This window comes from Dyadobacter subterraneus (genome assembly GCF_015221875.1).
Classification (GTDB): domain Bacteria; phylum Bacteroidota; class Bacteroidia; order Cytophagales; family Spirosomataceae; genus Dyadobacter; species Dyadobacter subterraneus.
In genome coordinates, this window is the sequence record NZ_JACYGY010000001.1 from 1,510,367 (window position 1) to 1,533,791 (window position 23,425).

A 23,425-nucleotide genomic window follows, 5' to 3' on the forward strand; every position below is an offset into this window, starting at 1 on the left:
TTTAAGTGATTTCAAAATCTTTAATGATCGTTTAAAATCAGCGGTACATTTCCTTTGCCGCCCAATACGATGATTTTAGCGTTCGGCGAAGCGGCCAGTTCTTTCTGTGCTTTAATACTTTCATATTGAAGCTGACGGTCAGTCAGACTCAGCGCGATAATGGTTTGGTAATCCGAAATACCTCTGGCCTCAACACGTTTTCTCTCTGCTTCCTGTTTTTCTTTTTGGAGAACAAATTCCATTTTTTGTGCGTCCTGTTCGGCATTAATTTTCGATTCAATGGTTTTCTTGACCGATTCCGGCAAATTGATATTACGGATTAAAAGCTGTTCCAGTATCAATCCACGACTTTTAAAATCCTTATCAATGGTCTGGTAAATCCTGCTTTGAAATTCATCGCGCCGCTTGGAATAAAGTGCAACCGCATCATAATAAACCGCATTGTCCCGAATCCGCGTACGGGTTATGGGCCTTACAATCTTGTCTTTATAATCCGGACCGATTCCTTTATAAATAGCAGGCGCTTTGTCTGGCATAATCTTGTATAAAACCGTCAAATCAATCACAACTTCCAGTCCGTCAGCCGACAAAACGCGGATCGCATCATCGCCTTGCACTTCACCTTCCGATGTTTTCTGAGACATGGTGTAGTTCTGCGTTTTTGTATCGAAAATAGTAACCTGAGACAGCGGATTTACAAAGTTCAGACCGTTTTCCAACACTTTCGGATTCACTTTTCCGAATAAAGATTGAACTCCGATAGTGCCCGCGTCAATCTGACGAATACTGGCTGAAAGGACTCCCAAAATAGCAATGGCAATTCCTGAAACTTTCAGAATGGAGCCATAACGAAAAATATTTAATGAAGATTTACTGATCATAAAACCACTGATGGCTATAAGAATTCCCAGGATTAGAAAGAACATGGCATTCGTATCTTTTTAGATAGTTAAATTAAACTTATTGCTATATACGTAATAAAATTATGCCAATCATTCAAGCTTATATTTTTATAAATATAATGAATTGATTTTAAGCAATTTATATTATTAATTTGGTTGTTTAAATTGGCATATTGTCTATCAAAACGATAAGATTTTATCAATTTGATAAGCTGCTAAATCGGGAGATTGTTAGCCTGAAAATATGATTACAGGGTATAATAAATGTAACCGTTTTTGATTAATCAACCAGCTGATCGTCATGATGAATTTTTGCCACCATTTAACCTTATCCAAACTTTTCATTAAAATTGGAATGGCGCTTCTTAACCATTCAGCAGGACCTATATTTTTATTGGCAGGAATATTGTTTTTGAATGCTTTTCAGGCAAATGCGCAGACTAAAAAAGAGGAATTTGTAATCGGGATTTTCTGGCCGCCTGTCTGGAAGTTTACCAACGATGAACAATACAAAATCCTGAGTGAATCACATGTGAATTGCATTCAGAATGTTTCGAGCACGGATTTGAATACGCCGGAAAAGAATTTCAAAATGCTGGATCTGGCAAAGAAATATGGGATGAAAGTCTATGTTTCAGATCCCAGGGTGACAGGTTCAGACAAAGAAATTGAAGAGATGGTGGAAACTTACCGCCATCATCCGGCCACAGCGGGTTATTATATTCGGGATGAACCTGACAGTGCTATGCTGGATTGGGCCATAAAAACCTACCGGAAAATCGCTTCCCTTGACAAGGACAAAATTCCTCACGTCAATTTATACCCTGATTTCGCCGTAAAAAACTATGAAAAAGCTTATGTAGAAAGATGGATTGAAGGTGTCGGTAAAGAAAATCTTAAATATCTTTCCTATGATAATTATCCTTATTTGAGAAAAGGGAAGTTTGAAAAATCATATTACAACAATCTGGATATCATCCGCCGCGCCGGCTTAAAATATAAAGTAAAAACCTCCTCTTATCTGCAATCATTTGGCATTATAAATACATTCCGTCGTCCGGATCAAAATGAAATGCGGCTGAATGTTTATTCAAATCTTGCATACGGAATTAAAAATCCGGTCTGGTTTTGCTATGCAACACCAACTGGACAAGGTGATCAGAAATTTATGAATGCTGTCATTGATTCGCTCGGACAAAAAACGGATTTGTACAGACCATTCCAACGATTTAACGCTGAAATGACGCAGCTTGGAAAAACCCTTATTCATCTGGATGCGGTTGAAGTTTATCACTCGGGCGATAGTCTGTGGATGGGAACAAAACCTGTTCCGGCAGATTTTTTTTTCAAACCCGCGGAATCTTCTTCCAAACTGATTATTTCGTATTTTAAAGATCAGAATAACAAGCAGCAGTATGTGATGATAGTCAATAAATCTTTTAAAACATCTGAAAAATTCGCATTTAAGCTGGATAAAAAAATTAAAAAAGTACAAGAAATTTCAAAGGTTAGCGGAGAAGCACAAAAAACAGTATTAGACAAAAAATCTGGCTCTTTGAAAGGTAATTTTTTGCCGGGAGAAGGCAAACTGTATTTAATTTCGGAATGCTCTGACCAAGCGTTTTGATCCGACAAATCATCGAACAAATGAAAAAAATATTTGCTTTAATATTTACAGCCGCGCTGCTTTTCCCAGCAGCGGCAATCTGTGCTGATCTTTTAACAGATAAGCTAACTTGTGAATACATTGAGAATCCGCTAGGGATTGATACCGCGATCCCAAGACTAAGCTGGACTTTGCGCGCAGATGAAAGAGGTGCAAAACAATCGGCTTACGAAATAATTATTAGCGATAATGCCACCGGGATTTTAGCAGGAAAGGGTAATTACTGGGAAAGTGGAAAAGTGGTTTCTAATCAAAGTCTGCATATCAATTACCAAGGCAAGCTGCTAAAATCATTTATAAGATATTATTGGTCGGTAAGGGTTTATGATCAAGATGGAAAAGTTTCCGCCTGGAGTAAACCAGCCTGGTTTGAAACAGCCATGCTTAACCCTTCCGATTGGCAGGCAAAATGGATTGGCGATGGAAGCAAACAGTTTGAAAGAGAAGAAGATTTTTATAAAACAGATCCTTCTCCTTTGTTTAGAAAGAAGTTTAAAATTAATAAAAAAGTTAAGTCGGCCCGGCTTTATGTTAGTGGTCTGGGTTATTACGAAGCTTATGTGAACGGGCAAAAAATCGGTGATCATATGCTTGATCCCGGTTGGACTGCGTATCAAAAACAAGCTTTTTATGTGGTTTATGACGTTACTGGTCATATAAAAAAAGGAGAAAATGCAGCAGGCATTATGCTTGGTAAAGGCTGGTACGATGCTTTGCCTTTACGACTTTTCGGTAAATTCAATTTGCGTGACGTGCAGTGGACAGGACGTCCGGTTGTGAAATCACAGCTTCGTATTCAATATGAAGACGGGTCTGTGGAGACAATTTTAACTGATAAAAGCTGGCAGACTGCGCCGGGACCAGTTGTGAAAAACAGCGTTTATTTGGGAGAAGATTATGATGCGCGTCTTGAAAAAAGAGGATGGAACATGGCTGGTAAAATTTCCGCGGACTGGAAAAATGCTACGGAATCTGATGGTCCGCCGGGTATTTTAAGTGTTCAGATGCAGCCTGCAATCCGGGTCACGAAAATTGTAAAACCTGTTAAAATCACAGAAAGCAAACCAGGTGTTTTTATTTTTGACATGGGACAGAATTTTGCCGGTGTGGCAAGAATTCATGTCAATGGGCCTGAAGGCACAAAAATCAGTCTTCGATATGGTGAGGATCTTAATAGGGATGGCTCGCTAAATATTCTGACTACGGTAGCCGGGCAAATCAAACAAAAAGGTACCGGAGGTCCGGGTGCGCCTGATGTAGCCTGGCAGCAGGATAATTACATTTTGAAAGGTGAGGGAAAAGAAACCTGGAATCCTCGTTTTACCTTTCACGGTTTTCGATATGTTGAAGTAAGCGGTTGGCCGGGAAAACCCATGCTTGATGATCTTGAAGGGCTTAGGTTAAATTCAGATCTTACTTCTTCGGGAGAATTTTCCAGTTCAAATGCCATGATTAACCGCATCAATGAAATGGCGCAGTGGACTTTTTTGAGCAATGTTTTCAGCGTGCAATCCGATTGCCCGGCCAGGGAAAAGTTCGGATATGGCGGCGACATTGTGGCCACGGCCGAATCTTTTCTTTACAATTTTGACATGGCTAATTTTTACCGAAAAGCCGTTCAGGATTTTGTAAACGACCAAAGACCGCAGGGAGGAATGACGGAAACGGCGCCCTATGTTGGTATTGCCGACAGAGGTCCCGGTGATGATAGCGGGCCGTTGGGCTGGCAGCTGGCTTATCCATATATGATCAAACAGCTTTATGATTTTTATGGAGACAAAAGGGTGCTGGAAGAAAACTATGATGTTTTTCATAAACAAATCGAGTTTTTAATCGGTAAAGCAGATGGTAATTTATTTTACCACGACATCAGCGATCACGAGTCACTGGACACAAAGCCGGAAGCTTTTTCCGCTTCTTCATTTTACTATCATCATTTGAAGTTAATGACTGAATTTGCCGGCATTCTGGGTAAATCTTCTGATTCGTTAAAATATGCCAAACTTACCGACCGGGTTAAAAAAGCGATTGTTGAAAAATTTTATGTGCCCGGAGCTGGTCGTTTTGATAATGCGACGCAGGCTGCTCAAATATTTGCCCTGTATTATGATTTAGCTCCAACAACTGAAAAGGAAGTTGTTTTTGGTGTTCTTGAAAAAGAAATTGAAAGAAAAAACGGACATCTTTCAACCGGTATTTTTTCAACCAAGATGATGTTTGATGTTTTCAGAAATAAAAACAGAAATGACATTGCTTATCAAATTGCTAACCAGAAAGATTTTCCCGGTTGGGGGCATATGGTTGAAAGCGGTGCAACAACGCTATGGGAAACCTGGGCCTATTCTGATGGCATTTATTCACACAATCATCCCATGTTCGGCTCTGTAATCGAATGGTTTTACCGTTCGCTTTTGGGTATCAATTCATTGTCGGCAGGTTTTGAAAAAATACAGATCCGCCCGGTGCCAGCTGGTGATCTTACGTGGGCGAAAGGTAGTTATCTATCCATAAGAGGCAGGATTGGCAGCAGCTGGAAAGTTGAAAACGGGCAATTTAAACTGGATATTTCTATCCCGGCCAACTGCACTTCTGAAATCTGGATTCCGGTGCAAAATCGGGATCAGTTGGTTTTGGAAAATAATAAGTCTGTGAAAAAATCGGATGTTATTCGCTATTTAAGATTTGAAAACGGCTCACAGGTTTATGAAGTCGGATCAGGAAATTATTCCTTTTCGATCCGTTGGAAATAACCGGATTTCTGGCAGACTCTTTTAATTATCATATCTGGTTTACTCAACGTTTTTTATTCTTTTAATATAATTGAAAGGGCTGCATCATCCTTATACCGGGTGATAAGCCTTTTTAATTTTGCTTTAATGTCTTTAATGATCTGTTTGTAATTTTCGTTTTCATAAATGTTACTTAGCTCATATCAAACAATTTAAACTTTAAAAAAAGGATGACGCAGCCGCATCATCCTTTTAGATACAATCAATCTTCCTATTACTATTTATTTAAAATCCTTCATCAACGCCACTGCATCAGTGCTGAATTCAACGCAACTTCAACCCTGTGTCGCGGTTTATGGAAGTAGCTCAGGCCATGACCGGGGATCATCACATCCATATCAACTTTCGCGAATTTTATTAAAGACTCGGTATATATTTTCTTGTCAAAATCAATAGAACCACCCCAGCCAAAATCTCCTCCAAGCAATGTTCCGATTACATCACCGCTGAAAACTACGTGCTTATTTTCCCATTGCATGCCAAAAGCAGTGCAACCCATACTATGTCCGGGCAAGTGCATGGTAGTAAATTCAATACCCAAAACCGTAAATCTCTCTCCATCTGAAACAGTTTGATCTACTTCAAAAGGAGTAAAGATTTTATGATATAAATAACCGCAGCAGCGCTCATCACCAGATAAAACAGCATCAGCCGTTTCTGCCGATGATATAAATTTTACTCCCTGTTTTTTTAAAATATGGCCGCCTCCGGCATGGTCAAAATGGGCATGGGTCAAAATACAATAGGCAATATCATCCGGGTTCAAATCCCAGTATTTCATATTGGAGAAAATCTGTTGCAGCGTATCACCACAACCGCAATCAACCATGATCAAACCGCTTTCTGTTTTTATTATGTACGAATTACCATCGTTCCATAAAGCGCCCTGCAAGTCAAAAGTGATTCCGTTGAGATCGCCACCGACCTGAAAAATATTTTTTAGAAGCTGCATCTGTTTGTAGTCTGATTCGCGGAAAATGCCAAGGATTGTCCTTTACTAATACGGTCAGGAAGTATTGAAGGGCTACTCGGTCGTGATTGTTTTGATGAATAAAGAGAAGGGGACGGGTTAATTCCAAAATGATAAAGCATGTCAAATTGAAATGGTATTCATGCCATCCAGTTCCTGTAATTTCTGTTTAACTTTTTGTTAATCAGGTTGATAAAAATATTTCTGTCAGTCGGGATCAATATTTTTCGCATTTGGTATTTACAAGTTCAGTATTGTAAAATAAAATTTAAACCATGAAGAAAATGCCTGATCCTGAGGAAGAAGAAGAAAACGAATCAGAGCCTGATCACTGAGCTGTGCGTGCCATGCATTAACGTGCATATTAATCATCTTTTAATTTTTTATAGACCGTTTTTTAATACCCGCACCATAAATTCGCAGCCATACCAATGTTGTTACGATGCAGATATTACTGGTGGAAGATGACCCCAAACTGGCCGGATTTATAAGAAAAGGTTTTCTTGGAGAGCAGATTAATCTGGAAATAGCCTACGATGGCCTGATGGGAAAACGCTTGTGCGAGCAAAGAAAATTTGATGCTATTATTTTGGATGTGAACCTTCCGGGGATCAATGGTTTTGATTTGTGCATATTTATAAAAAATAAATGGCCTCAAACGCCTGTGATGCTGCTGACCGCTCTGGGCATGTTGCAGGATAAAGTTTTGGGCAACAAAGCGGGCGCTGATGATTATTTGACAAAGCCTTTTGAGTTTGAAGAATTATTGTCGCGTATCAAAACGCTCGCCCGAAAAAACAACAGTTTTTCCAGTCATGCCAAAATTTTGCAGGTTGGTGATTTAGTACTAAACACAGACAACCAGCATGTTCGGCGCGGGGATATTGCGATTGAACTTACTAAAAGAGAATATGAACTTCTCGAATACCTTATGCATAATAAAGGTAAAATTGTAAGTCGTGCAGACATTCTGGACAGGGTCTGGGATCTTCATTTTGATGCCAATTCAAATGTCATTGACGTTTATATCAATTATTTAAGAAGGAAAATTGATAAGAATTTTACCGAAAAATTGCTCCACACCATTACGGGCAGGGGATATACTTTGCGTGAACCATGAGCATAAAGCAAAATATCACCGTTGCTTTTACGCTGATTGTAGCCACCATTCTGGCGTTGTTTTCTGTGTTTGTCTACTATTCTTACGAAGATTACAGGGCGGAACTGATGCAGGAAAGGCTTTCTGAAAAAGCAGAGGCTACCCAAAGATTGCTCAGTAATCCTGAAACTTTCAAAACGGATGTTTTCTTTCCCCTTGCCGAACAATGTGAAGCGGTTTACGATGAGCATAATAATCTGATCGCGGCTACTTCCAAAAACTGCGATTACGTTCCTGATGCAGCATTTATGGCGCTGGTCAGGTCGAAAAAGAAATATGGTTTTACCTATAATTCTCCTTTGTTTGATTTAAAAAAGGAGGGCGTCGGGTTGACGTATTCCCAAAACGGGAAAACTTATCTGGCGCTGGTGACGGCTTATGATGTACATGGTTACAACATGCGCCGGACGCTACGGCTTTCTTTATTTTTTGGCAATCTTCTGGCACTGGTGATTATTGGTATTACCGGATATTTTTTTTCCAGAAGAGCCATGCTGCCGTTTGATTATTTGATAAAACAAATGGATAAAGCGCCGGTTGACGATTTTAGTTTCCGGATCGCAGTCGGCTCCCAACAAAATGAAGCGGCTTCTTTGGGAAGTTCGTTTAACGGATTGCTTGAAAAAATAAAAGAGCTTGCAGATAATCAGCGCAGCTTTATTTCGTACGCTTCCCATGAGCTCAGAACGCCGCTGACCGTCATAAAAGGCGTCCTGCAAACTTCAATGAGTTATGATAATAATAAAGAAGAATGGACGCAATCGGCTGGGGAGGCTGTTGAGCAGGTCAATCATGCCATTGAACTTTCCAATAATTTATTATTTCTGGCCGAGATTGAAGGGCTGCGTTTTAAGGCTGAAAAGCAAAGTATAAACATTATCGACCTGGTAATTGATTCAGTATCATACATCAACCAGAAATATCCATCACAGCCTGTAAATCTGGAAATTGTTGAGAATGAATTAAAGAAAGGCGATTTTCAGGCAGTTACCGAGGGTGTTCCGCATTTGCTGCGTTCTGCGATAAATAATGTGCTGGATAATGCTTGTAAATATTCTGATTTTCAGACAGTTAATATTAAAATAATTGAAGATAAAGAAATGCTGGTGCTTAAAATTTCTGACAAAGGGATTGGCATTTTGCCCGATGATCTTCAAAATATTTTCCTGCCCATGATGCGGGGACAAAATACGGGTAAGGTAAACGGTTTTGGTATTGGTCTTTCGCTTGTCAAAAAAATAATGGATTTCCACCTGGGAAGTCTGGTTATTGATTCGGTTAGCGGCCTTGGAACTACGGTTTCAATCGGTTTGCCATTAAAATCCGCCTGAGCTATTTAATCCGGTTTATTAAATTAGTCCGAAGTAATTTTCATAGCTGAATCAGAGTTTATCTGTAAATCCGTTTCTGAACAAATTTATGCATTGAGCTGTCCAGCAATTGTTTTACTTTGTTATAATAGGGCAGCGCAATTTTGCTTGGACGAATATCCCAGCCGCGGTCATAGTTTACAATGCATGATTTGATAAAGTTGTTGGTACTCTCACGCAAAACAGGATCCCAGATGGCCAGTTTTGAAATTCGCCCTTTATCAATGCCAAGTTTTGTAACGTTATTGAGAATCAGCGCCGAAAATTCATATTGATCAACAACTCCAGAAACCCAAAGTGCTCCGGCGATGGTCGGTTCATCCAGCCGCTCTTTGAATTCTGCAACAATATCAGATTCACTAGGAGATGTCAAATCCAGTTTCTGGTTTTTAAGATACTCGTCAATGGCCCTATTTACATGATCCACCGGATCAGATCCGTCAAGTTCGCTTAACTGTTGTAAACGCTTGATCTGAAAGTCAGTCAGCCGTACGTTTTTGCGAGACATTTTTTGCATAATTGTTCCTTTATCATTCAGCACACATCAAACTTACAAACCTTAAAAAAGTATTCAATGTCAAAAAGAAGATTTTTCAGTCGGTATGAGAAATTTGGAATTATTCCTATTACAGATACTTTTTTTTGTGATCCTGAACTCCCTTAAAATGTGTGCTTAATGTGTATCTTTTTGTTAGTGAGGTATATAGCCGAACGTTCAATTTATGTCAGCTATTCTGCTATGTCATACTAAATCTGTCAGGAAAGAAAATGTGGAATGATTTTAGAAAACTAAAAGGAAGTTAGTTTCCTGTTTTAACGGAATTTTTGAATTTAGAAAATGATGCATACACATGATCCCGAAAGACTTAAACATAAACCAGAAAAAGTAAAGGTCTTATTTGTTGGAGAGGCGCCGGCAGTTGGTGCCAGAAGGTTTTATCTTGGCAATACCAATCTTTTTAGAACCGTTAAATCGGCTTTTGCAGAACTCTACGGAGATTTTAAATCAAACGAAGAATTCTTTGGTTTGTTCAAGTCTATGGGTTGTTATATTGATCATTTAAGTACGGAGCCCGTAAACAAGGAAGATATGCCGGCAAGAAAACTGGCGCGTAACGCCGGTATTTCCCCTTTGAGCGAACGATTGAAGATTTACCAGCCGGAAATTGTAATTATTTTAATGAAAGATCTGCAAAAGGAAGTGACCAGCGCGGTGGAACTTTCAGGGATACAATCGATCAAAAAAATGGAAGCAGTTCCCTATCCGGCGGGAAGTGATACAAATAGAAAAAATTGTATCATGGCGATCGTTGCTATTCTTAAAAATGCGGAAATCATACCGGAAGATTGATAACAATTTTTAAGATGAATTTTAAAATCGCTAAGTCAAAAAAATCAACTCATTTGCGGCGCCCAGTAAGTACAATACCCCTGTGCAAGCACGGGTCCTTTAAAAATTTGACAATTTCCACAATCTTTACTTTCTTTTGGCGGCAGCCAGAGTTGGCAGTTACTGCAATAGGATTCTGTTGATGGTGATTGTTTTACGTAACCCAGCTGCTGCCGTTTTTTTAGTTCTGTTTCGCTGACATCTGAAAAATCCGAGCATGGGTCAGCATTCGTTACGGCCTTTGTTTCGCTGGTTTCTTTGTCACTTTTTCCATTACAGCCCGTAAAAAAAATCCCAAATCCGGATAAAAGAAAAAACTGACGACGTGAAAATTCCATATTGCTGCAACAGATTATTAATATTTAATTACGGTTAAAACTTGCGTAGCCGCTGTTTTTAATTTTGGCTAGGGATTTGTACTGATATCTGTCAGCACTTTTAAAAGACCTGCATCAGGCTTTGTTTTAGCCGTTTTCAAACCTTCTGTTGCGCCAGTTAAAGCCGAAAGCATCCAATCCTGATTTTTTGCAATAGTTGGAACTGAAAGTATTGTTAAGAATTTTCCCAATTCGCCATTTTGGTTTCGTGCACCTATGGTTTGAGAAAGATCTTTAACGAAATCCATTTTTTCATTTTCAGCATTTGAAAAGAAGCCTGACGATGCGAGTTGCTTTACAAATTCATTTGAAATCCCCGGTTCAGAACTTAGAACCGCCAGTCTGAACCAGGGATCATTAAAGTGTTTGTTGATGACATTTACCAGAGGTGCTGTGGATTTAAAAGACGGAAATTGACCCAGACTTAAAGTGGCCTGAAATGCCACACGCGCATTGGTATCAGTAGTTTTGATTATGATTTCCGGTAGAAGTCCCGGATATTTTTCAGCAAGAATAATCCCGTATTCCCTCACGCCGGGATTTGTATCGTTCACCGCTTTTTTTATTAAACTTTCATTTAAGGCATTCAATCCTTCCAAAACAAAAAAAGCATGAAGCCTGGCGCGCGCATCAGTTCCTTTTGAAAATAATTCTGTAACCATAGGAATAACACTTTTATCCTGACGTTCGAGCAATATCCTTTGTGCTTGTAACCTGTAAAACTGATTCGGGTCAGATAGTATTTTTACGATCTCCGTGGATGTCATTTTAGCTAAATTGACCGAAGCAGAAGGCGCAGACCTGGGGTTTTTCGGTGTTATTTTGTAAATTCTGCCCTTATCAACGCCTGCCAGAAAATCCATATCCGTTTTTAAATCCTCGGGAATAGAAACGGGTGTTTCAATATGCTGGCGGTACATATCTATCACATACAAGGAGCCGTCAGGCCCGGTAGTCAAATTGGCCGGACGAAACCAGGGATCAGTTGAGCTTAGAAATTCCCGTTCTTTTTCCAAAACAGAATCGCGGCTCGCAGCATAGGTCGGACTGGAATTCAGCGGTGCAATAATATCGCGGTGAACCAGATTTCCTGACACGTCACCTGTGAAAACATTACCATAATATTTTTCAGGAAAAGTATTACCACCATAAAAAGTGCCTCCCGATGCGCCGGTGAAATGATCTTCGGCATATTCGATGCGATCAAGCTGTTGTTCTTTATACTCCTTGTTTCTGCGAGCTGACCTTTCTGCACGCCAGTAAGGCGCGTCGGTGCGCTGATACATGGTCAAATCGCCGTTGGAAATATCCAGCATGCCTTTTTTTGAAGACAGATATTCGTGACGATGTAAATACCGCCAGGGTATCACCATGTGCTGAATTCTGATCGTATTTTGAGTCACAAACCGATGTCCGAAATCATCAAAGGTGTGACCAAATTGTCCGGGACCAGTTTCCAGTTCAAACTGATTCCTATCCAGTCTGAATCGGAAATCTGCATTTTTCATAGGAAGGGCAGGAGCCCCGGGTTGTTTTGAAAAGGAAACTTCTCCGTCCTGTCCATGATTGGAAGCATAAATCCAGTTGTCAATTCCAAACCGTAAATTCGTAATCTGCGCCTCGGAGTTACCCGCAAAAAAACCACTGAAAAGTACTTCTTTGATATCAGCTTTGAAATCACCGGTGGTATCTTTCATATATAAAATATTGGGAGCCGCTGCTACCAAAAGTCCACCTTTCCAGGGCAAAATACTCGTTGCTTCCAAGAGACTATCAGCAAAAAGATAGAATTTATCCATGCGGTTATCGCCGTTGGTATCGACCAGCATTTTAATCCGGCCACTTCCTTTTCCGTTTTCAGGTTTGTAGGGATAGTCGGGCATTTCTACAACAAAGGCACGTCCCTGCTCATCAAAAACCATCTCAACCGGATCCTTAACGACGGGTTCAGTGGCAAAGATTTCGATGTTGAAATTTTTGTCAAGCTCGAAACTTTTAAGCGCTTCTTCCGGCGTTAGGGCATCAGAATAATGTTTTTGCTTACAACCAAAGCAGATCAGAAGTAATAATATAATAGAGCAGATCGGAGTGAATTTCATAACGACAAGGTTAAAATGGATTTGGGATTTTTACCAGATCCTGAATAATGCTGCCCTGATGTTTAAAACGGGCGAGGGTATAAATATCTCCTTTGGCGTCGACGGCAATAGAATTTACATAGGTAGGTCGATGCCCATTTTCATAAAAAACAGGACCGTGATCTATGTACTTTTGAGTTGGTAAATGATAAGTGATAAGATGAAGATTTTCAAGTCCTTTCGCGGCGCCTTTTGCTATTTGTTCTTCACCTTTCAAACGTTTACCATTTTCATAAATCGGGCCGCCGGTAAGGTAGTAAATTGTTTGCTGATCCGGCCCGAGCTGAAAACCAAGATAGCCATAACTGAATTGATCGAACATCCCACTTTTTTTCGAAGGTTCGGAAGTAATCCTGTCAACGATTTCAATTTTTTCTTCTTTTGGATCAAAGCGGAACAAATAACCCGAATTGCCATGAACACCATAGGCGACTTTTTCCAGCGGATGCCAAAAAATCTTTCGCCAGTTATAAGACATACTTCCCGGCCGGGTTGGATCGTATTTACCAAAGTAGTCTAATCTTAAATCTACATTTTGCAGTTTTTCAATATTTCCTTGCGATGGGTTGTAAGAAAAAATATCACCTTCCGCGACAGAAAAATAAACGGTTCCATTTTCAGGATCCACAAAAAGAGACCGGCATAAAGATCGGAAATCATCACCAGGCGTGCCCGCTTCACCTTTTTTTGAAATTGGGCCTGAATCTTTTAAAATATTCTGGTCAACATCGTAATGGATAAAATGTCCATTTGGCCACGAAATTCCATATAGATGTCCACGCTGTAAGTCCATGGTCATGGAAACCATCCCTTCGCCGTTTGGTACTACTGCCAGATCTTCGAATTTGCCAGTAAGTAAATCATAAGATAAAAAATGTCCGCCAATGTATAGTTTGCAGCCATCCGGTGCAGTTTCGGGCAGACGATCCATGCCATCAATTAGCTGGTAATAACCCACATGAGTTGAAAAATAAAGCTTTCCATTAAGTTCATAAAAACGCACATGGCTTTTGCCCTGTGCAATCGCTTTTAGCTTTTTTTCTCCGCAGATTTCAGTCAGATCTCCCAGAAATTTTATGTTTTCATTCTCAGGATCATAAACATACATACGTCCACCGATGTCATATTGATCAGAAGAAAGTACGTAGTAAATTTTCCCGTCGCTGGCAGCTGAAATTGCATTATAGGTATCATGCGCTTTATCAAATCCGGAAAAATAATGTTTGGCTATTAATGTCTTTGCCTGAGTTTCGGGCTCTGTAACTGTTTCAGTATCTTTCATAAAAATTATTTGAATAAGGGCTTTCAGGTTTAAATCTTGCCAATCATATAATCCTCAAATCAAGATCATTTGATTAGTTGCGATTCCGGTTTTACTACCCCCGCTTTTTCCGCCAATTGAATCATGCCATTCATGATTTTTGTTTCCGTATCTGATGCCCAGGTGGCGGGTAAACCATAAACGATTTGCGCGAGATCACCTTCGTAGCCGCCTTCTCTTAAAATGGTGGATGTTGGAATATAACTTACTACGTCATTACAATAGCCCATCACAAAAGTGCTTTGACCGAAAATCCTTTTAAGATTAATGGCGTATTCAGAAACCAGCTCACCTCCCAGCGTCATAATGGGCTGCTCTCCCAGTTTCCAAATTTGTACGGGGTAGGGATAAGTGGTTTGAAATGGCTGTCCGTTTTTTATCTTTTCCAGCATTCTTTTCGCCCAGCGCTGCTGAAAACCGGTTTCCTTTTCAGCCATTTTGGTAAGTTTTTCTTCGGACGGTGCGGTGGTCAAGGAAAGGTCAATCTCGTTATAAGCGGTTGTTAATTTTGCTTCAAGTGATTTCATATCTTCGCTAAGAACGCGTTCAACGGCCGCGGCAAGCGTTTTCCCATATTGAACAGCGAGCGGAACTGTATTTCTTGGCAGGGGATTCTGGTCTGCACCGGCGCCCTGGAAAAATAGCGCAGTGGCTTTTGGATAAAGTTTTTCAAGCTCTATTTGAGCGTATCCCGGATAATCACCTGACCACTGATTCTCATTCAAAACCGTTGGGTGACAGGCATATCCAAAAGCGATTGCAATAATATTTCCCTTTGTATCCGTAACTTTAATCACCGGCACGGCAGGATCCGAGGGGCCTACTAATGCAGTCAATGTTTCAAGTTTAGCAGCATCATTATTTCTTCGGTTGACCTGAAAACGTGCCACTCCATTTTGCGCAAATAAAGATGCGGGGGCTAAATTTTTAATCGCACTGCCAACCAGATTTATAATCTGTTCAGTGAGATGAATGGAATTGGATTGTATCTTCTTTTCATCATCCTGATTCGTTGGATAAATATCCGAAAGAGCGGTACTCAAAACCGGTCCGGAGTGTGTGTGGGAAGCATTTAAAATTATTTGTGCTTTTGATAAATGGTAGTGATTTTCAATGGCTTTACGGATCGTATCCGAAATCATTTTTGGCAGGCCCAGAAGATCCATTGTTACCAGCACAGAACGCTGGCCATCAGCGTCTTCGAGTGCCAGGGCTTTTGCCCACAAATCGTGCAGTTTTCCTTCTGACGGACCCGTACGCGAGGCAAAACCTGCCATCCACATCGATTGTGCAGGCGTGATAACCACCTTGGCGACACCAGCTTTCCAGCCCTTTTTGTCATTGGCCAGCACTTTATTTTGTCCATGAGATTGTACCGGAAATACCAACCAGGCCAGTGTTGTCAGAAAGAATATTACTTTCATAATTTTCCCATTTTTTTAATCTGTGCCGAGTTCTTGTGGATTTTCTCAATCGCTGAGGCGATATCCTTCATGTCTGATTTGGTTCCAAGCAGCATATTCTGGGTACACCAGACGGCTTCTTCGTTGCAAAGCAGATCATTCTGGGGACATTTATTTTGTTCATTATAAGCGTTAATGTCCAGCAAATGAGCTGGATACATTTTCTTGTAATTTTTTGATTCAAAAGTGTCTTTCAAATACGGCTGCGTATTTAGAGTCGCATAACCGCTCGAACACGGAATCCCTTCGGCGGTGAGTGCTTTAATAAAAGATTCCCTTGATAAACCGCTGAATGCATTTTTTTGATAGCGAAATGGAAAAAGATGAAAAGCGGCTCGGGTCACATTGTCGTAAAGTTTATAAGGAACAATGCCCGGAATATCCTTGATCTGTGATTTAAGATAGGCTGCATTTTCATTTCTGGTTGTAGTCTGGCTGTCGAGCCTTTTAAGCTGAGCGAGCCCTATCGCAGCCTGATATTCAGTAAATCTGAGTTTCGTTCCCTGGATAATACAACCACTGCTGACAGCGCCAACGGCAGTTCCATAAGCATAACCGAAGTTGTGATAGGAATAACAGCGGTCCATAAATTTTTCATTATTGCTGACAATCGCGCCGCCTTCACCAATCGGGAGATTTTTTGAATTTTGAAAACTGAAACAGCCTGCATCCCCAATTGTACCGACTTTCTGTTTGTTGATTTCTGCTAAATGCGCCTGACACGCATCTTCAATTACGAGCAAATTATGCTTTTTGGCAATGGCCATTATTTTATCCATATCCGCCGGCAAACCCAGAATATGAACCGGAATGATCGCCTTTGTACGCGGTGTTATTTTGGCTTCAATTTTTGCCGGGTCCATCTGAAATGTTTCAGGATCGATATCGACAAAAACCGGAATAGCACCGTTGGATAAAACAGAAGAAACTGTTGCAATGAAAGTATACGGCGGCACCAACACTTCATCGCCGGCTTTAATATCAAACTGATTCAATGTTATTACCAGCGCATTTGTACCATTCACAACGGCCAGACTGCGTTTTGCTCCAAGTGTTGAAGCCCATTCTTTTTCAAATTGGGTAACCACTTCAGCGCGGGACCAGATGCCGCTTCTTAAAACTTCCAGCACCTGTTTTTCATCTGTTGCCGGATTCCAGATCGGCCATTCAGGCCATTTGGAAGTGCTCCATGCCGCTTTCCCGCCTAAAATGGCAGGCGTCTGTACCTGGCTCAGACCGGAAGCAAAAACAGGTTTTGAAACTACCGAAGCAAGTGCTGCGCCGGCGGCCGCCAAAGAATTCTTTTTGATAAAATCCCTTCTTGAAAAACTAGATTTTGATGATTCCATTTTTTAAGATTTTAGCTTTTTATCCTTGTCAGGAAATTCTGGTAATTGTGTCAAAGCAATACTTTGGTATTTCCGCCTTCTTTCATTGAAATGTCAACTGGCTTATTTGTTTTCCACGAACCCGAAGTGAAATCAGGAACGTCAATCGAGTTGGAGCGATGTGCCACCGACCATTCACTCAGCGGTCCGATGGAGCTCCATAATGCCGCGTCATAAACATCCTGATCCAATGGTAATCCGTTTCGCAGGCAATCAATTGTGCGCCAGTCCATCAGGAAATCCATGCCGCCATGGCCGCCAACCTGTTTTGCCGCTTCTCCTATTTTTTTGATGATCGGTGGTGTATATTTTTCTTCCACAGCCTTATATTCTTCTGCTGTCAGCCATTCGTGATCTTTGGAATAACGGGCTGGCTCCGGATATTTTAATGCGGTTCCTTTGGTGCCGCTTACGAGCTGTATCCGTGAGTATGGACGCGGAGAACTTACATCGAACTGAACTAAAATCGTTTTTCCTTTATGCGTGCGTATTGTTGAGGTGTTTATCATGCCGTTAAAATGCCGGCCAACGTAGGGTTTAAAAAATAAATCATCTGCTGCCAGTTTTTTTGCAGTTTCGCCCATTATAAAATCATTGTTTGACATAGAAACAAGATAGTCCATCTGGTCACCGCGGTTGATATTCATCACCTGACAAATCGGTCCCAAACCGTGGGTAGGGTAGAGATTACCGGTTCTTTTGGAAAGTTCTTCAAGCTCCCACATCTGGTAAAACCGGTCTTTGGAAAACACATATTCCTGCAAATTATGCAGATAAGCGCCTTCTCCATGTGTGATTTCTCCAAAAAATCCCTGGCGCGCCATATTCAAAGTCAGCAGTTCCGAAAAATCGTAACAGCAATTCTCTGTCATCATGCAATGCTTTCGTGTGCGCTCTGAGGTTTCTACCAGCTGCCAGCATTCTTCAATGGTTTTAGCCGCAGGCACTTCCACGCAAACATGTTTGTCATGGTTCATGGAAAAAACAGCCATCGGTGTATGCAATGCCCAGGGTGTTACGATGTAAACAAGATCAATATCAGGCATTTCACAAAGTTGTTTCCATGCATCGGCACCTGTGTAAAATTTTTTAGGCTGATGTCCCTGAGGCGAAACCATTTTGGCCGCTTCCTCAACTTTTTCAGCTCTTAAATCGCACAACGCTTTTATTTGAACACCCTCAATTTTATTCATCCGCTCCACTGCCGCCATTCCCCGGTTGCCAAGCCCGATAAAACCGACACGAACAACCGGTAATTTCGGAGCAGCGTAACCTGACATATTGAATTTCTGAATATACTTTTTTTCAGTATGCTGGTCCGAAATATAGTCATCAGTATGGCCAAAAGCCGTTTGAGCTGTGGCCAGACCTATTCCGGACAATCCGGTAAGTTTTAAAAAGTCTCTGCGTTTCTTATCCATAAGTACTCCGTTGTGAATAAAATACTACTTCTGAAAATGCGATTTTCTGGGTAACGCATACATTTATACGTATTAGGTGATGACAGAAAAGATTTTCTCAATATTTTCGTCTCCCAAACATTAGTCCTGAATACAATCACCTAAAATTGCCGGCTCATATCCATTGTCATGTGCCCATTTCACAGCCGTAATCAGCTTTTCGCGGTAATCGGGCTGGTAATTGAAATAGGATGGATAGAAATATTGTTCGTGGACTAAAAGATCAACATAAGGCGGTTTTCCACCATTTTGACTGTAATGATCGAGCCACGGAACGATTTCGTCTATTTTTTTCATATCAATAACAATACTGGTTTTGATAAAAATAATATCCTCGCTCATATCCTTCCAGACCAACCGTTTTTTGATATGCCGTCTTTCCGTTTCGTTTAAATAATAACTGGCAGGATATTGTTCGTCATCAATATTGAAATAACCCAGCTGGCCTTTATAACCTGCATCTCTTAAAACGCGTGAACCTTCGCGTGTAGCCTCACCCCAATGAATCGTCGTTACGCTGGTCATTACGTCTTCGGAGGCAAAACGTTTGATCTGATAAATAACCAGATCGCAATCTTTTTTCACTGTTTCATAATCTGCACTGATATAAGGCTGATCAGGAAATTCGCCTTTTGCGTGAAAACTTAGCGTCAACCATCCTGCATTTTCTCTCCACTCGTTTTTATAGCGATCCGTGAATTCGGAAAGATTAAATCCTTCGGTTTCATAAAATAAATTCAGATGGATTTTTGTGCCGTAAGTATCGTTTATTTCTTTTAAAACGGCCATGTACGGATGCCCGAAAAGTGACTGGTACTGACTCACATTTTGTTGAATATCACGCAGAAACCAGATGTTATCATCAATTGACAAACGATATTTTCCGGCAAAGTTTTTCAAGCGATACACTGTTATTGAAATACTTTTCCCGGATTCAGTATCCAGGGCTTCAACGTTGTTTTCATAGTTTTCCAAATCGATTTCAGCCTGATAAAATCCATCTGTAAAATCAGTATCGACACCATTGATAGTAATTTTCCGGTTAGCTGGCGCAGAAACGATAACCTTGATTTTCAACGAATCTCCGCTTAATTTCCCGTCCCAGGCGTGCATCATATCGCCATGAATGGGATTTATAAAATACATTTCCTGTCCGTGCATAATTTCCTAGTAAGTTGCTCTTCCGCCCGAAAGATCAAAGGTGAATCCTGTGGTAAAACTGTTCAATGGAGACACAATGTAAGCGGCAAGATTAGCTGCTTCTTCCAGCGTTCCACAACGTTTCATCGGTATTTTATCAGTCATGTATTTTACCTGCGCTTCGGGCATTGCGTCCACCAGCGGCGTTTGGATCACAGCCGGAGCCAGTGCATTCACCGTTATCCCATTTTCTGCATATTCTTTCCCCTGCACTTTTGCCATCCCGATGACAGCCGCTTTACTGGCGGAATATGCGAGCATTCCTGCATTTCCTTCTTTTCCGGCGATTGATGCTATATGCAGAATTCGTCCATAATTGTTGGAAAGCATATTGGGAATCACCGCCTTGGAAGTGTAAAAACTGCTCATGAAATTCAGCTCAAAAACCTTTTGCAGATTTTCGGTACTTACCTCGTGACTTTTTAAGTTGGTCTGGCCGGTAATGCCTGCGCAGTTGACCAGAATATCAATTTTGCCAAAATGTGCCAGAATTTTTGATACCGTTTCTTCAACCAGCTGCTGGTTTGTGATGTCTATACCCACGCACATAACCTGCTCAGAAAAGCTATCAAATGAGCTCAAAAGGGCACTTTCGTTCAAATCCAGTAAAGCCAGCTTTGCGCCGCTATTCAAAAGTTTACGGGCAATAGACAAACCAAGTCCGGATGCAGCTCCGGTTACAATGGCAACTTGTCCTTCAAAATTATCCATAGGTTCAGGAATTGTGTAAAATCTGATAATAACAAGCTTCGTTGGGTCTGTAAATGCAGTACTTGTATTACCAAAAGTAAAACGGAACTGATTTTTTACTTGCTGACATTTGCTTCCAGCGGCGTGAGTCCATACTTCTCATCTTGCAGCAAATCAATGACATTTTGATTAAGTTCTTTGATGTAACTGATCGAGGAAGCATCCGGAATATAGGCCGCTTTACGAGCAATACTGTTGGAGAGCACGCCTCGGGCTATCAGCAATTCTTTTTCTGCATAATGGAAGAGCTCCATATTTTGTAAAGAGAAAAATATTTGCGGCATAACTTTCTCGAAAAGCTCAAAAGCCTTCTTGTTTTCTCCGTTTTTTCTCAATTCAAAAACTTTTTGAAGAATATCCGCAACGGCAAGTCCGGGCATGACGCCGCGGATTCCGATTGGAATTAATTCAAGCATATAAAGGCCTCCCCAGCCTTCGAAAAGACCGATTTTATCATCCGTCGTTTTGATAATATCATCAAATTTTGGTGCGCATAGCGGTTCTTCAAGTTTGAGATATTTGAAATTCGGATTTTCGTCCATCAGATTTTTGATAAAACTAACGCTGATCGAGGAGCCGCCCGGGTTGAAATCCTGGATTAAAACCGGTGTATTAGGAATGGATTGTAAAAATTCTGAAAGATATTCTTTTAAAGAATTTTCAGGCAGACTGAATATGCGTGGAACCGCCAGCGATATCACATCTGCACCCGCCTGGACATTTGCCTGGGCCAGACGAATCGCAATTTTTAAAGATGGATGATTGGACTGAGCGACAATTTTTATTCTGCCTGCGGCATGATCAACGGCCACTTTTATGACACGAAGTTTTTCCTCGTCGGTCAGTTTGTAAAATTCACTCGCATAGGCAGGAAGGCAAACCGCCTTGATTCCTCCGGCTATGGCAAAGTCGATCAGGTCACGAAGCGCGTTTTCATCAATGTCTTCGTTTTCTGTAAAAGGTGTCGGGATAATAGGAACTACGCCGAAGAGTTCGTCTGCGATATTGCTCATAATGATTTGATTGATTGATTAGCTTTTGCGATATTTTTCTGCTGTGTTTTTGAGTCTACAATGGTTAGTATCAACGTGGAGGCAAGTACCAGAAGTCCGCCGATAATTGCCTGCGTCTTTAAAGTTTCTCCCAATACAAATGCTGCGATAGGCAGCCCCATCAGCGTGATCAGATAATTGGAAAGTGCAACTTGTGTTGCATCCAGATTTTTAAGTGCTTTAAAGAAAAGCAGCATGGAAAGGAAATTGTGAAACAGCGTAAGGGCAATCATACCTGTCCAGGTTTGGGCAGTGTACTCAGGGATTTTGAAAAACATTTCCGGCTCATAATACCAGACCAACGGGGCAAGAAAGATCACCAGGAAAAGGTAAGTATAAAACAGCATTTCCATTTCGGTAAACTTGTCCGAGATTTTTTTGCAACCAACATTATAGTAACCATTTCCGATGATGGCAAGAACGATAAGGATATTTCCCAAAGCATATTTTGAGCTGAAATCCAGCTTTTTAAGATCGTCTGTCGAGCACAAAACCACGCCGATGATTGCGATGCCAAAGCTGATCCAGCGGGCACGGTTCATTTTTTCTTTTAAAATTAAAAAAGCAAAAACCGCTGTAATAACCGGCAAAGCCAGAACCAGAATCGCCGAGTTGCTGGCCAGCGAATACTGCGTACCATAGGTCATAAAAACCTGTGACGGAAAAGCGCCCAAGGCTGCCAGTTGCACAAAAATGAGCAGGTCTTTAAGTTTTCTGTTTCCTTTTTTGAAATCTTTTACTACAAAAGGTGCCAGGAAAATGGTAGCCAGCAGCATGGGCGCCCAAACCGTAAAATAGGGGCCGACCTGATCCTGCGTTAGTTTGATACATGTAAAATGAAATGACCATATCAGATTGCAGACAAAAAGAATGATCCATGACAAGACGGATTTGCTCATAATGTTTTTTCTATAAACCGGTTGGTTTTGAATTTATTGATTGCCTGCTGATCAAGTTCAATGCCCAGTCCGCTGCCGGAAGGAACGGTTGCTGCGCCATTTTCAAAATGTATTGGATTGATAAGTAAATCATCCACACGCACCAGTTCCCCGAAAATATCGGACGGTATTGTGCAATTGATACTGGCCGCCGCAATATGCAGTCCCATGGTTTCAGAAATACCAAGATCTACCTCTGAACCGCGCCAACATGATTTTCCTTCCAGATTTGCGATTTCCGCCAACAAAACCGAGTTATAAGCCGAGCCGTTGAAATTGTATCCATCAGCCGCATCAGCTCTCACAAAAGTGATCATGTCGCGAATATCCTGCGTGTATGGAAGTGAAATATGGCGGTAAATGGGCATTTGAAGTTTTTCTTTCAGGGTTTTAAATCCCTGAACATCTGCATGTAAAATGGGGTCTTCAAGTCCAAGCATCGTATTTCTGTCGACCCCTTCCATAAGTTTCAAAGTCGTATCAACATCTTTCCAGCGCTGGTTTGGGTCAAGCAAAACTTTAATTCCGTCACCACATTTTTTGTGGATTTCTTCGGTCCATAGTCTTACCGCGTCTTCATCAGAACATTTGAATTTGAAAACTTTGTGCCCTTTTTGCATCGCTTCGAAGGCTTTTTGTGCAGCATCTTCGGGCGTTCTCCGGCCGGTCCAGCCCATGCAATCGATTTTGTCGCGATATTTGCCACCAAGCAATTGATATACCGGAACGTTTAATAATTTTCCGGCCAGATCCAGTACTGCGGATTCGAATGCTTCATAAATCCTTTGGTCGCTAACAGGCAATCTACGCCAGTTAAGTTTTAAAAGATCTTCGCCTAAAAAAACATGAATTGCCTCTTCCAACAATTCTTTTGACGCACTTCTGTATGTTTCGCCAATGCCGGTAAGTCCGTTTTTTAAAGTGATTTCGATGATCCATTTTGGCTGGTTGGCAAATTCCGTCCAGCTTTCTCCGGTCATGAATTTTTTGGCAAATTCGGTGTCCTTATCCAAAACCTGTTCAGAATTCAGGCTTCCCGGTTTGGCCGGAACAATGACTTCGGTTGCTTTGATTGCTGTTATAGTGGTCATA

19 protein-coding genes are annotated in these 23,425 nt (G+C 41.0%); 5 read left to right on the forward strand and 14 right to left on the reverse strand.

Going from position 1 to position 23,425, the window contains the following annotated elements; all coding sequences use genetic code 11:
• Positions 1-20 precede the first annotated feature (20 nt).
• Positions 21-926, reverse strand: a complete 906-nt coding sequence (locus IEE83_RS06310; RefSeq protein ID WP_194119767.1) for a prohibitin family protein — start codon at positions 924-926, stop codon at positions 21-23.
• Positions 927-1,203: 277 nt separating this feature from the next.
• Between IEE83_RS06310 and IEE83_RS06315 the strand changes: the two genes are divergently transcribed.
• Positions 1,204-2,529, forward strand: a complete 1,326-nt coding sequence (locus IEE83_RS06315) for a beta-galactosidase (protein WP_194119768.1) — start codon at positions 1,204-1,206, stop codon at positions 2,527-2,529.
• 20 nt (positions 2,530-2,549) lie between these two features.
• Complete coding sequence (locus tag IEE83_RS06320) at positions 2,550-5,318, forward strand: family 78 glycoside hydrolase catalytic domain (RefSeq protein WP_194119769.1); 2,769 nt, start codon at positions 2,550-2,552, stop codon at positions 5,316-5,318.
• A gap of 277 nt (positions 5,319-5,595) precedes the next feature.
• Here the strand turns inward: IEE83_RS06320 and IEE83_RS06325 are convergent, their stop codons facing one another.
• Positions 5,596-6,309, reverse strand: coding sequence for an MBL fold metallo-hydrolase (locus IEE83_RS06325; protein ID WP_194119770.1), 714 nt, complete (start codon positions 6,307-6,309; stop codon positions 5,596-5,598).
• Between the two features lie 460 nt (positions 6,310-6,769).
• On the opposite strand from IEE83_RS06325, the gene IEE83_RS06330 reads away from it, so the two are divergent.
• Positions 6,770-7,447, forward strand: coding sequence for a response regulator transcription factor (locus IEE83_RS06330; RefSeq protein ID WP_194119771.1), 678 nt, complete (start codon positions 6,770-6,772; stop codon positions 7,445-7,447).
• Positions 7,444-8,817: a sensor histidine kinase gene (locus tag IEE83_RS06335; RefSeq protein WP_194119772.1), complete on the forward strand. Its 1,374-nt coding sequence runs from the start codon at positions 7,444-7,446 to the stop codon at positions 8,815-8,817. The genes IEE83_RS06330 and IEE83_RS06335 overlap by 4 nt, the downstream gene beginning before the upstream one ends.
• A 58-nt stretch (positions 8,818-8,875) precedes the next feature.
• Here the strand turns inward: IEE83_RS06335 and IEE83_RS06340 are convergent, their stop codons facing one another.
• Entirely contained in the window at positions 8,876-9,364 is a 489-nt protein-coding gene (locus IEE83_RS06340) for a DUF7678 domain-containing protein (protein ID WP_228101696.1), read from the reverse strand.
• Between the two features lie 330 nt (positions 9,365-9,694).
• On the opposite strand from IEE83_RS06340, the gene IEE83_RS06345 reads away from it, so the two are divergent.
• Positions 9,695-10,207 (forward strand): uracil-DNA glycosylase family protein, encoded by a 513-nt coding sequence (locus tag IEE83_RS06345; RefSeq protein ID WP_194119774.1) that lies wholly within the window; start codon positions 9,695-9,697, stop codon positions 10,205-10,207.
• Positions 10,208-10,251: 44 nt separating this feature from the next.
• Here IEE83_RS06345 and IEE83_RS06350 read toward each other — a convergent pair whose 3' ends face one another.
• The 11 genes from IEE83_RS06350 to IEE83_RS06400 form a co-directional block, all read right to left on the reverse strand.
• Positions 10,252-10,584, reverse strand: a complete 333-nt coding sequence (locus IEE83_RS06350) for a high-potential iron-sulfur protein (protein WP_194119775.1) — start codon at positions 10,582-10,584, stop codon at positions 10,252-10,254.
• A gap of 68 nt (positions 10,585-10,652) precedes the next feature.
• Complete coding sequence (locus tag IEE83_RS06355; protein ID WP_194119776.1) at positions 10,653-12,722, reverse strand: PVC-type heme-binding CxxCH protein; 2,070 nt, start codon at positions 12,720-12,722, stop codon at positions 10,653-10,655.
• Between the two features lie 10 nt (positions 12,723-12,732).
• The gene (locus IEE83_RS06360) at positions 12,733-14,043 is read right to left on the reverse strand and encodes an NHL repeat-containing protein (protein WP_194119777.1); all 1,311 of its coding nucleotides are present in this window, start codon (positions 14,041-14,043) and stop codon (positions 12,733-12,735) included.
• A 65-nt stretch (positions 14,044-14,108) separates the two neighbouring features.
• The gene (locus tag IEE83_RS06365; RefSeq protein ID WP_194119778.1) at positions 14,109-15,506 is read right to left on the reverse strand and encodes a neutral/alkaline non-lysosomal ceramidase N-terminal domain-containing protein; all 1,398 of its coding nucleotides are present in this window, start codon (positions 15,504-15,506) and stop codon (positions 14,109-14,111) included.
• Complete coding sequence (locus IEE83_RS06370) at positions 15,503-16,894, reverse strand: DegT/DnrJ/EryC1/StrS family aminotransferase (protein WP_194119779.1); 1,392 nt, start codon at positions 16,892-16,894, stop codon at positions 15,503-15,505. The genes IEE83_RS06365 and IEE83_RS06370 overlap by 4 nt, the downstream gene beginning before the upstream one ends.
• A 50-nt stretch (positions 16,895-16,944) precedes the next feature.
• A complete protein-coding gene (locus IEE83_RS06375; RefSeq protein ID WP_194119780.1) occupies positions 16,945-18,354 on the reverse strand; it encodes a Gfo/Idh/MocA family protein in 1,410 nt (469 codons plus the stop codon).
• 120 nt (positions 18,355-18,474) lie between these two features.
• A complete protein-coding gene (locus IEE83_RS06380; protein WP_194119781.1) occupies positions 18,475-19,554 on the reverse strand; it encodes a hypothetical protein in 1,080 nt (359 codons plus the stop codon).
• Between the two features lie 6 nt (positions 19,555-19,560).
• Entirely contained in the window at positions 19,561-20,304 is a 744-nt protein-coding gene (locus IEE83_RS06385; RefSeq protein ID WP_194119782.1) for an SDR family NAD(P)-dependent oxidoreductase, read from the reverse strand.
• A 95-nt stretch (positions 20,305-20,399) separates the two neighbouring features.
• Positions 20,400-21,356 (reverse strand): dihydrodipicolinate synthase family protein, encoded by a 957-nt coding sequence (locus IEE83_RS06390; protein ID WP_194119783.1) that lies wholly within the window; start codon positions 21,354-21,356, stop codon positions 20,400-20,402.
• Positions 21,353-22,294 (reverse strand): DMT family transporter, encoded by a 942-nt coding sequence (locus IEE83_RS06395; protein WP_194119784.1) that lies wholly within the window; start codon positions 22,292-22,294, stop codon positions 21,353-21,355. The genes IEE83_RS06390 and IEE83_RS06395 overlap by 4 nt, the downstream gene beginning before the upstream one ends.
• Positions 22,291-23,424 (reverse strand): mandelate racemase/muconate lactonizing enzyme family protein, encoded by a 1,134-nt coding sequence (locus IEE83_RS06400; RefSeq protein WP_194119785.1) that lies wholly within the window; start codon positions 23,422-23,424, stop codon positions 22,291-22,293. Before IEE83_RS06400 ends, IEE83_RS06395 begins: the two co-directional genes overlap by 4 nt.
• Position 23,425 lies beyond the last annotated feature (1 nt).

Bases quoted from the DNA above. Each gene is read 5' to 3' on its own strand.
- IEE83_RS06310 (WP_194119767.1), bottom strand. From the start codon at position 926: ATGTTCTTTCTAATCCTGGGAATTCTTATAGCCATCAGTGGTTTTATG.
- IEE83_RS06315 (WP_194119768.1), top strand. From the start codon at position 1,204: ATGATGAATTTTTGCCACCATTTAACCTTATCCAAACTTTTCATTAAA.
- IEE83_RS06320 (WP_194119769.1), top strand. From the start codon at position 2,550: ATGAAAAAAATATTTGCTTTAATATTTACAGCCGCGCTGCTTTTCCCA.
- IEE83_RS06325 (WP_194119770.1), bottom strand. From the start codon at position 6,309: ATGCAGCTTCTAAAAAATATTTTTCAGGTCGGTGGCGATCTCAACGGA.
- IEE83_RS06330 (WP_194119771.1), top strand. From the start codon at position 6,770: ATGCAGATATTACTGGTGGAAGATGACCCCAAACTGGCCGGATTTATA.
- IEE83_RS06335 (WP_194119772.1), top strand. From the start codon at position 7,444: ATGAGCATAAAGCAAAATATCACCGTTGCTTTTACGCTGATTGTAGCC.
- IEE83_RS06340 (WP_228101696.1), bottom strand. From the start codon at position 9,364: ATGTCTCGCAAAAACGTACGGCTGACTGACTTTCAGATCAAGCGTTTA.
- IEE83_RS06345 (WP_194119774.1), top strand. From the start codon at position 9,695: ATGATGCATACACATGATCCCGAAAGACTTAAACATAAACCAGAAAAA.
- IEE83_RS06350 (WP_194119775.1), bottom strand. From the start codon at position 10,584: ATGGAATTTTCACGTCGTCAGTTTTTTCTTTTATCCGGATTTGGGATT.
- IEE83_RS06355 (WP_194119776.1), bottom strand. From the start codon at position 12,722: ATGAAATTCACTCCGATCTGCTCTATTATATTATTACTTCTGATCTGC.
- IEE83_RS06360 (WP_194119777.1), bottom strand. From the start codon at position 14,043: ATGAAAGATACTGAAACAGTTACAGAGCCCGAAACTCAGGCAAAGACA.
- IEE83_RS06365 (WP_194119778.1), bottom strand. From the start codon at position 15,506: ATGAAAGTAATATTCTTTCTGACAACACTGGCCTGGTTGGTATTTCCG.
- IEE83_RS06370 (WP_194119779.1), bottom strand. From the start codon at position 16,894: ATGGAATCATCAAAATCTAGTTTTTCAAGAAGGGATTTTATCAAAAAG.
- IEE83_RS06375 (WP_194119780.1), bottom strand. From the start codon at position 18,354: ATGGATAAGAAACGCAGAGACTTTTTAAAACTTACCGGATTGTCCGGA.
- IEE83_RS06380 (WP_194119781.1), bottom strand. From the start codon at position 19,554: ATGCACGGACAGGAAATGTATTTTATAAATCCCATTCATGGCGATATG.
- IEE83_RS06385 (WP_194119782.1), bottom strand. From the start codon at position 20,304: ATGGATAATTTTGAAGGACAAGTTGCCATTGTAACCGGAGCTGCATCC.
- IEE83_RS06390 (WP_194119783.1), bottom strand. From the start codon at position 21,356: ATGAGCAATATCGCAGACGAACTCTTCGGCGTAGTTCCTATTATCCCG.
- IEE83_RS06395 (WP_194119784.1), bottom strand. From the start codon at position 22,294: ATGAGCAAATCCGTCTTGTCATGGATCATTCTTTTTGTCTGCAATCTG.
- IEE83_RS06400 (WP_194119785.1), bottom strand. From the start codon at position 23,424: ATGACCACTATAACAGCAATCAAAGCAACCGAAGTCATTGTTCCGGCC.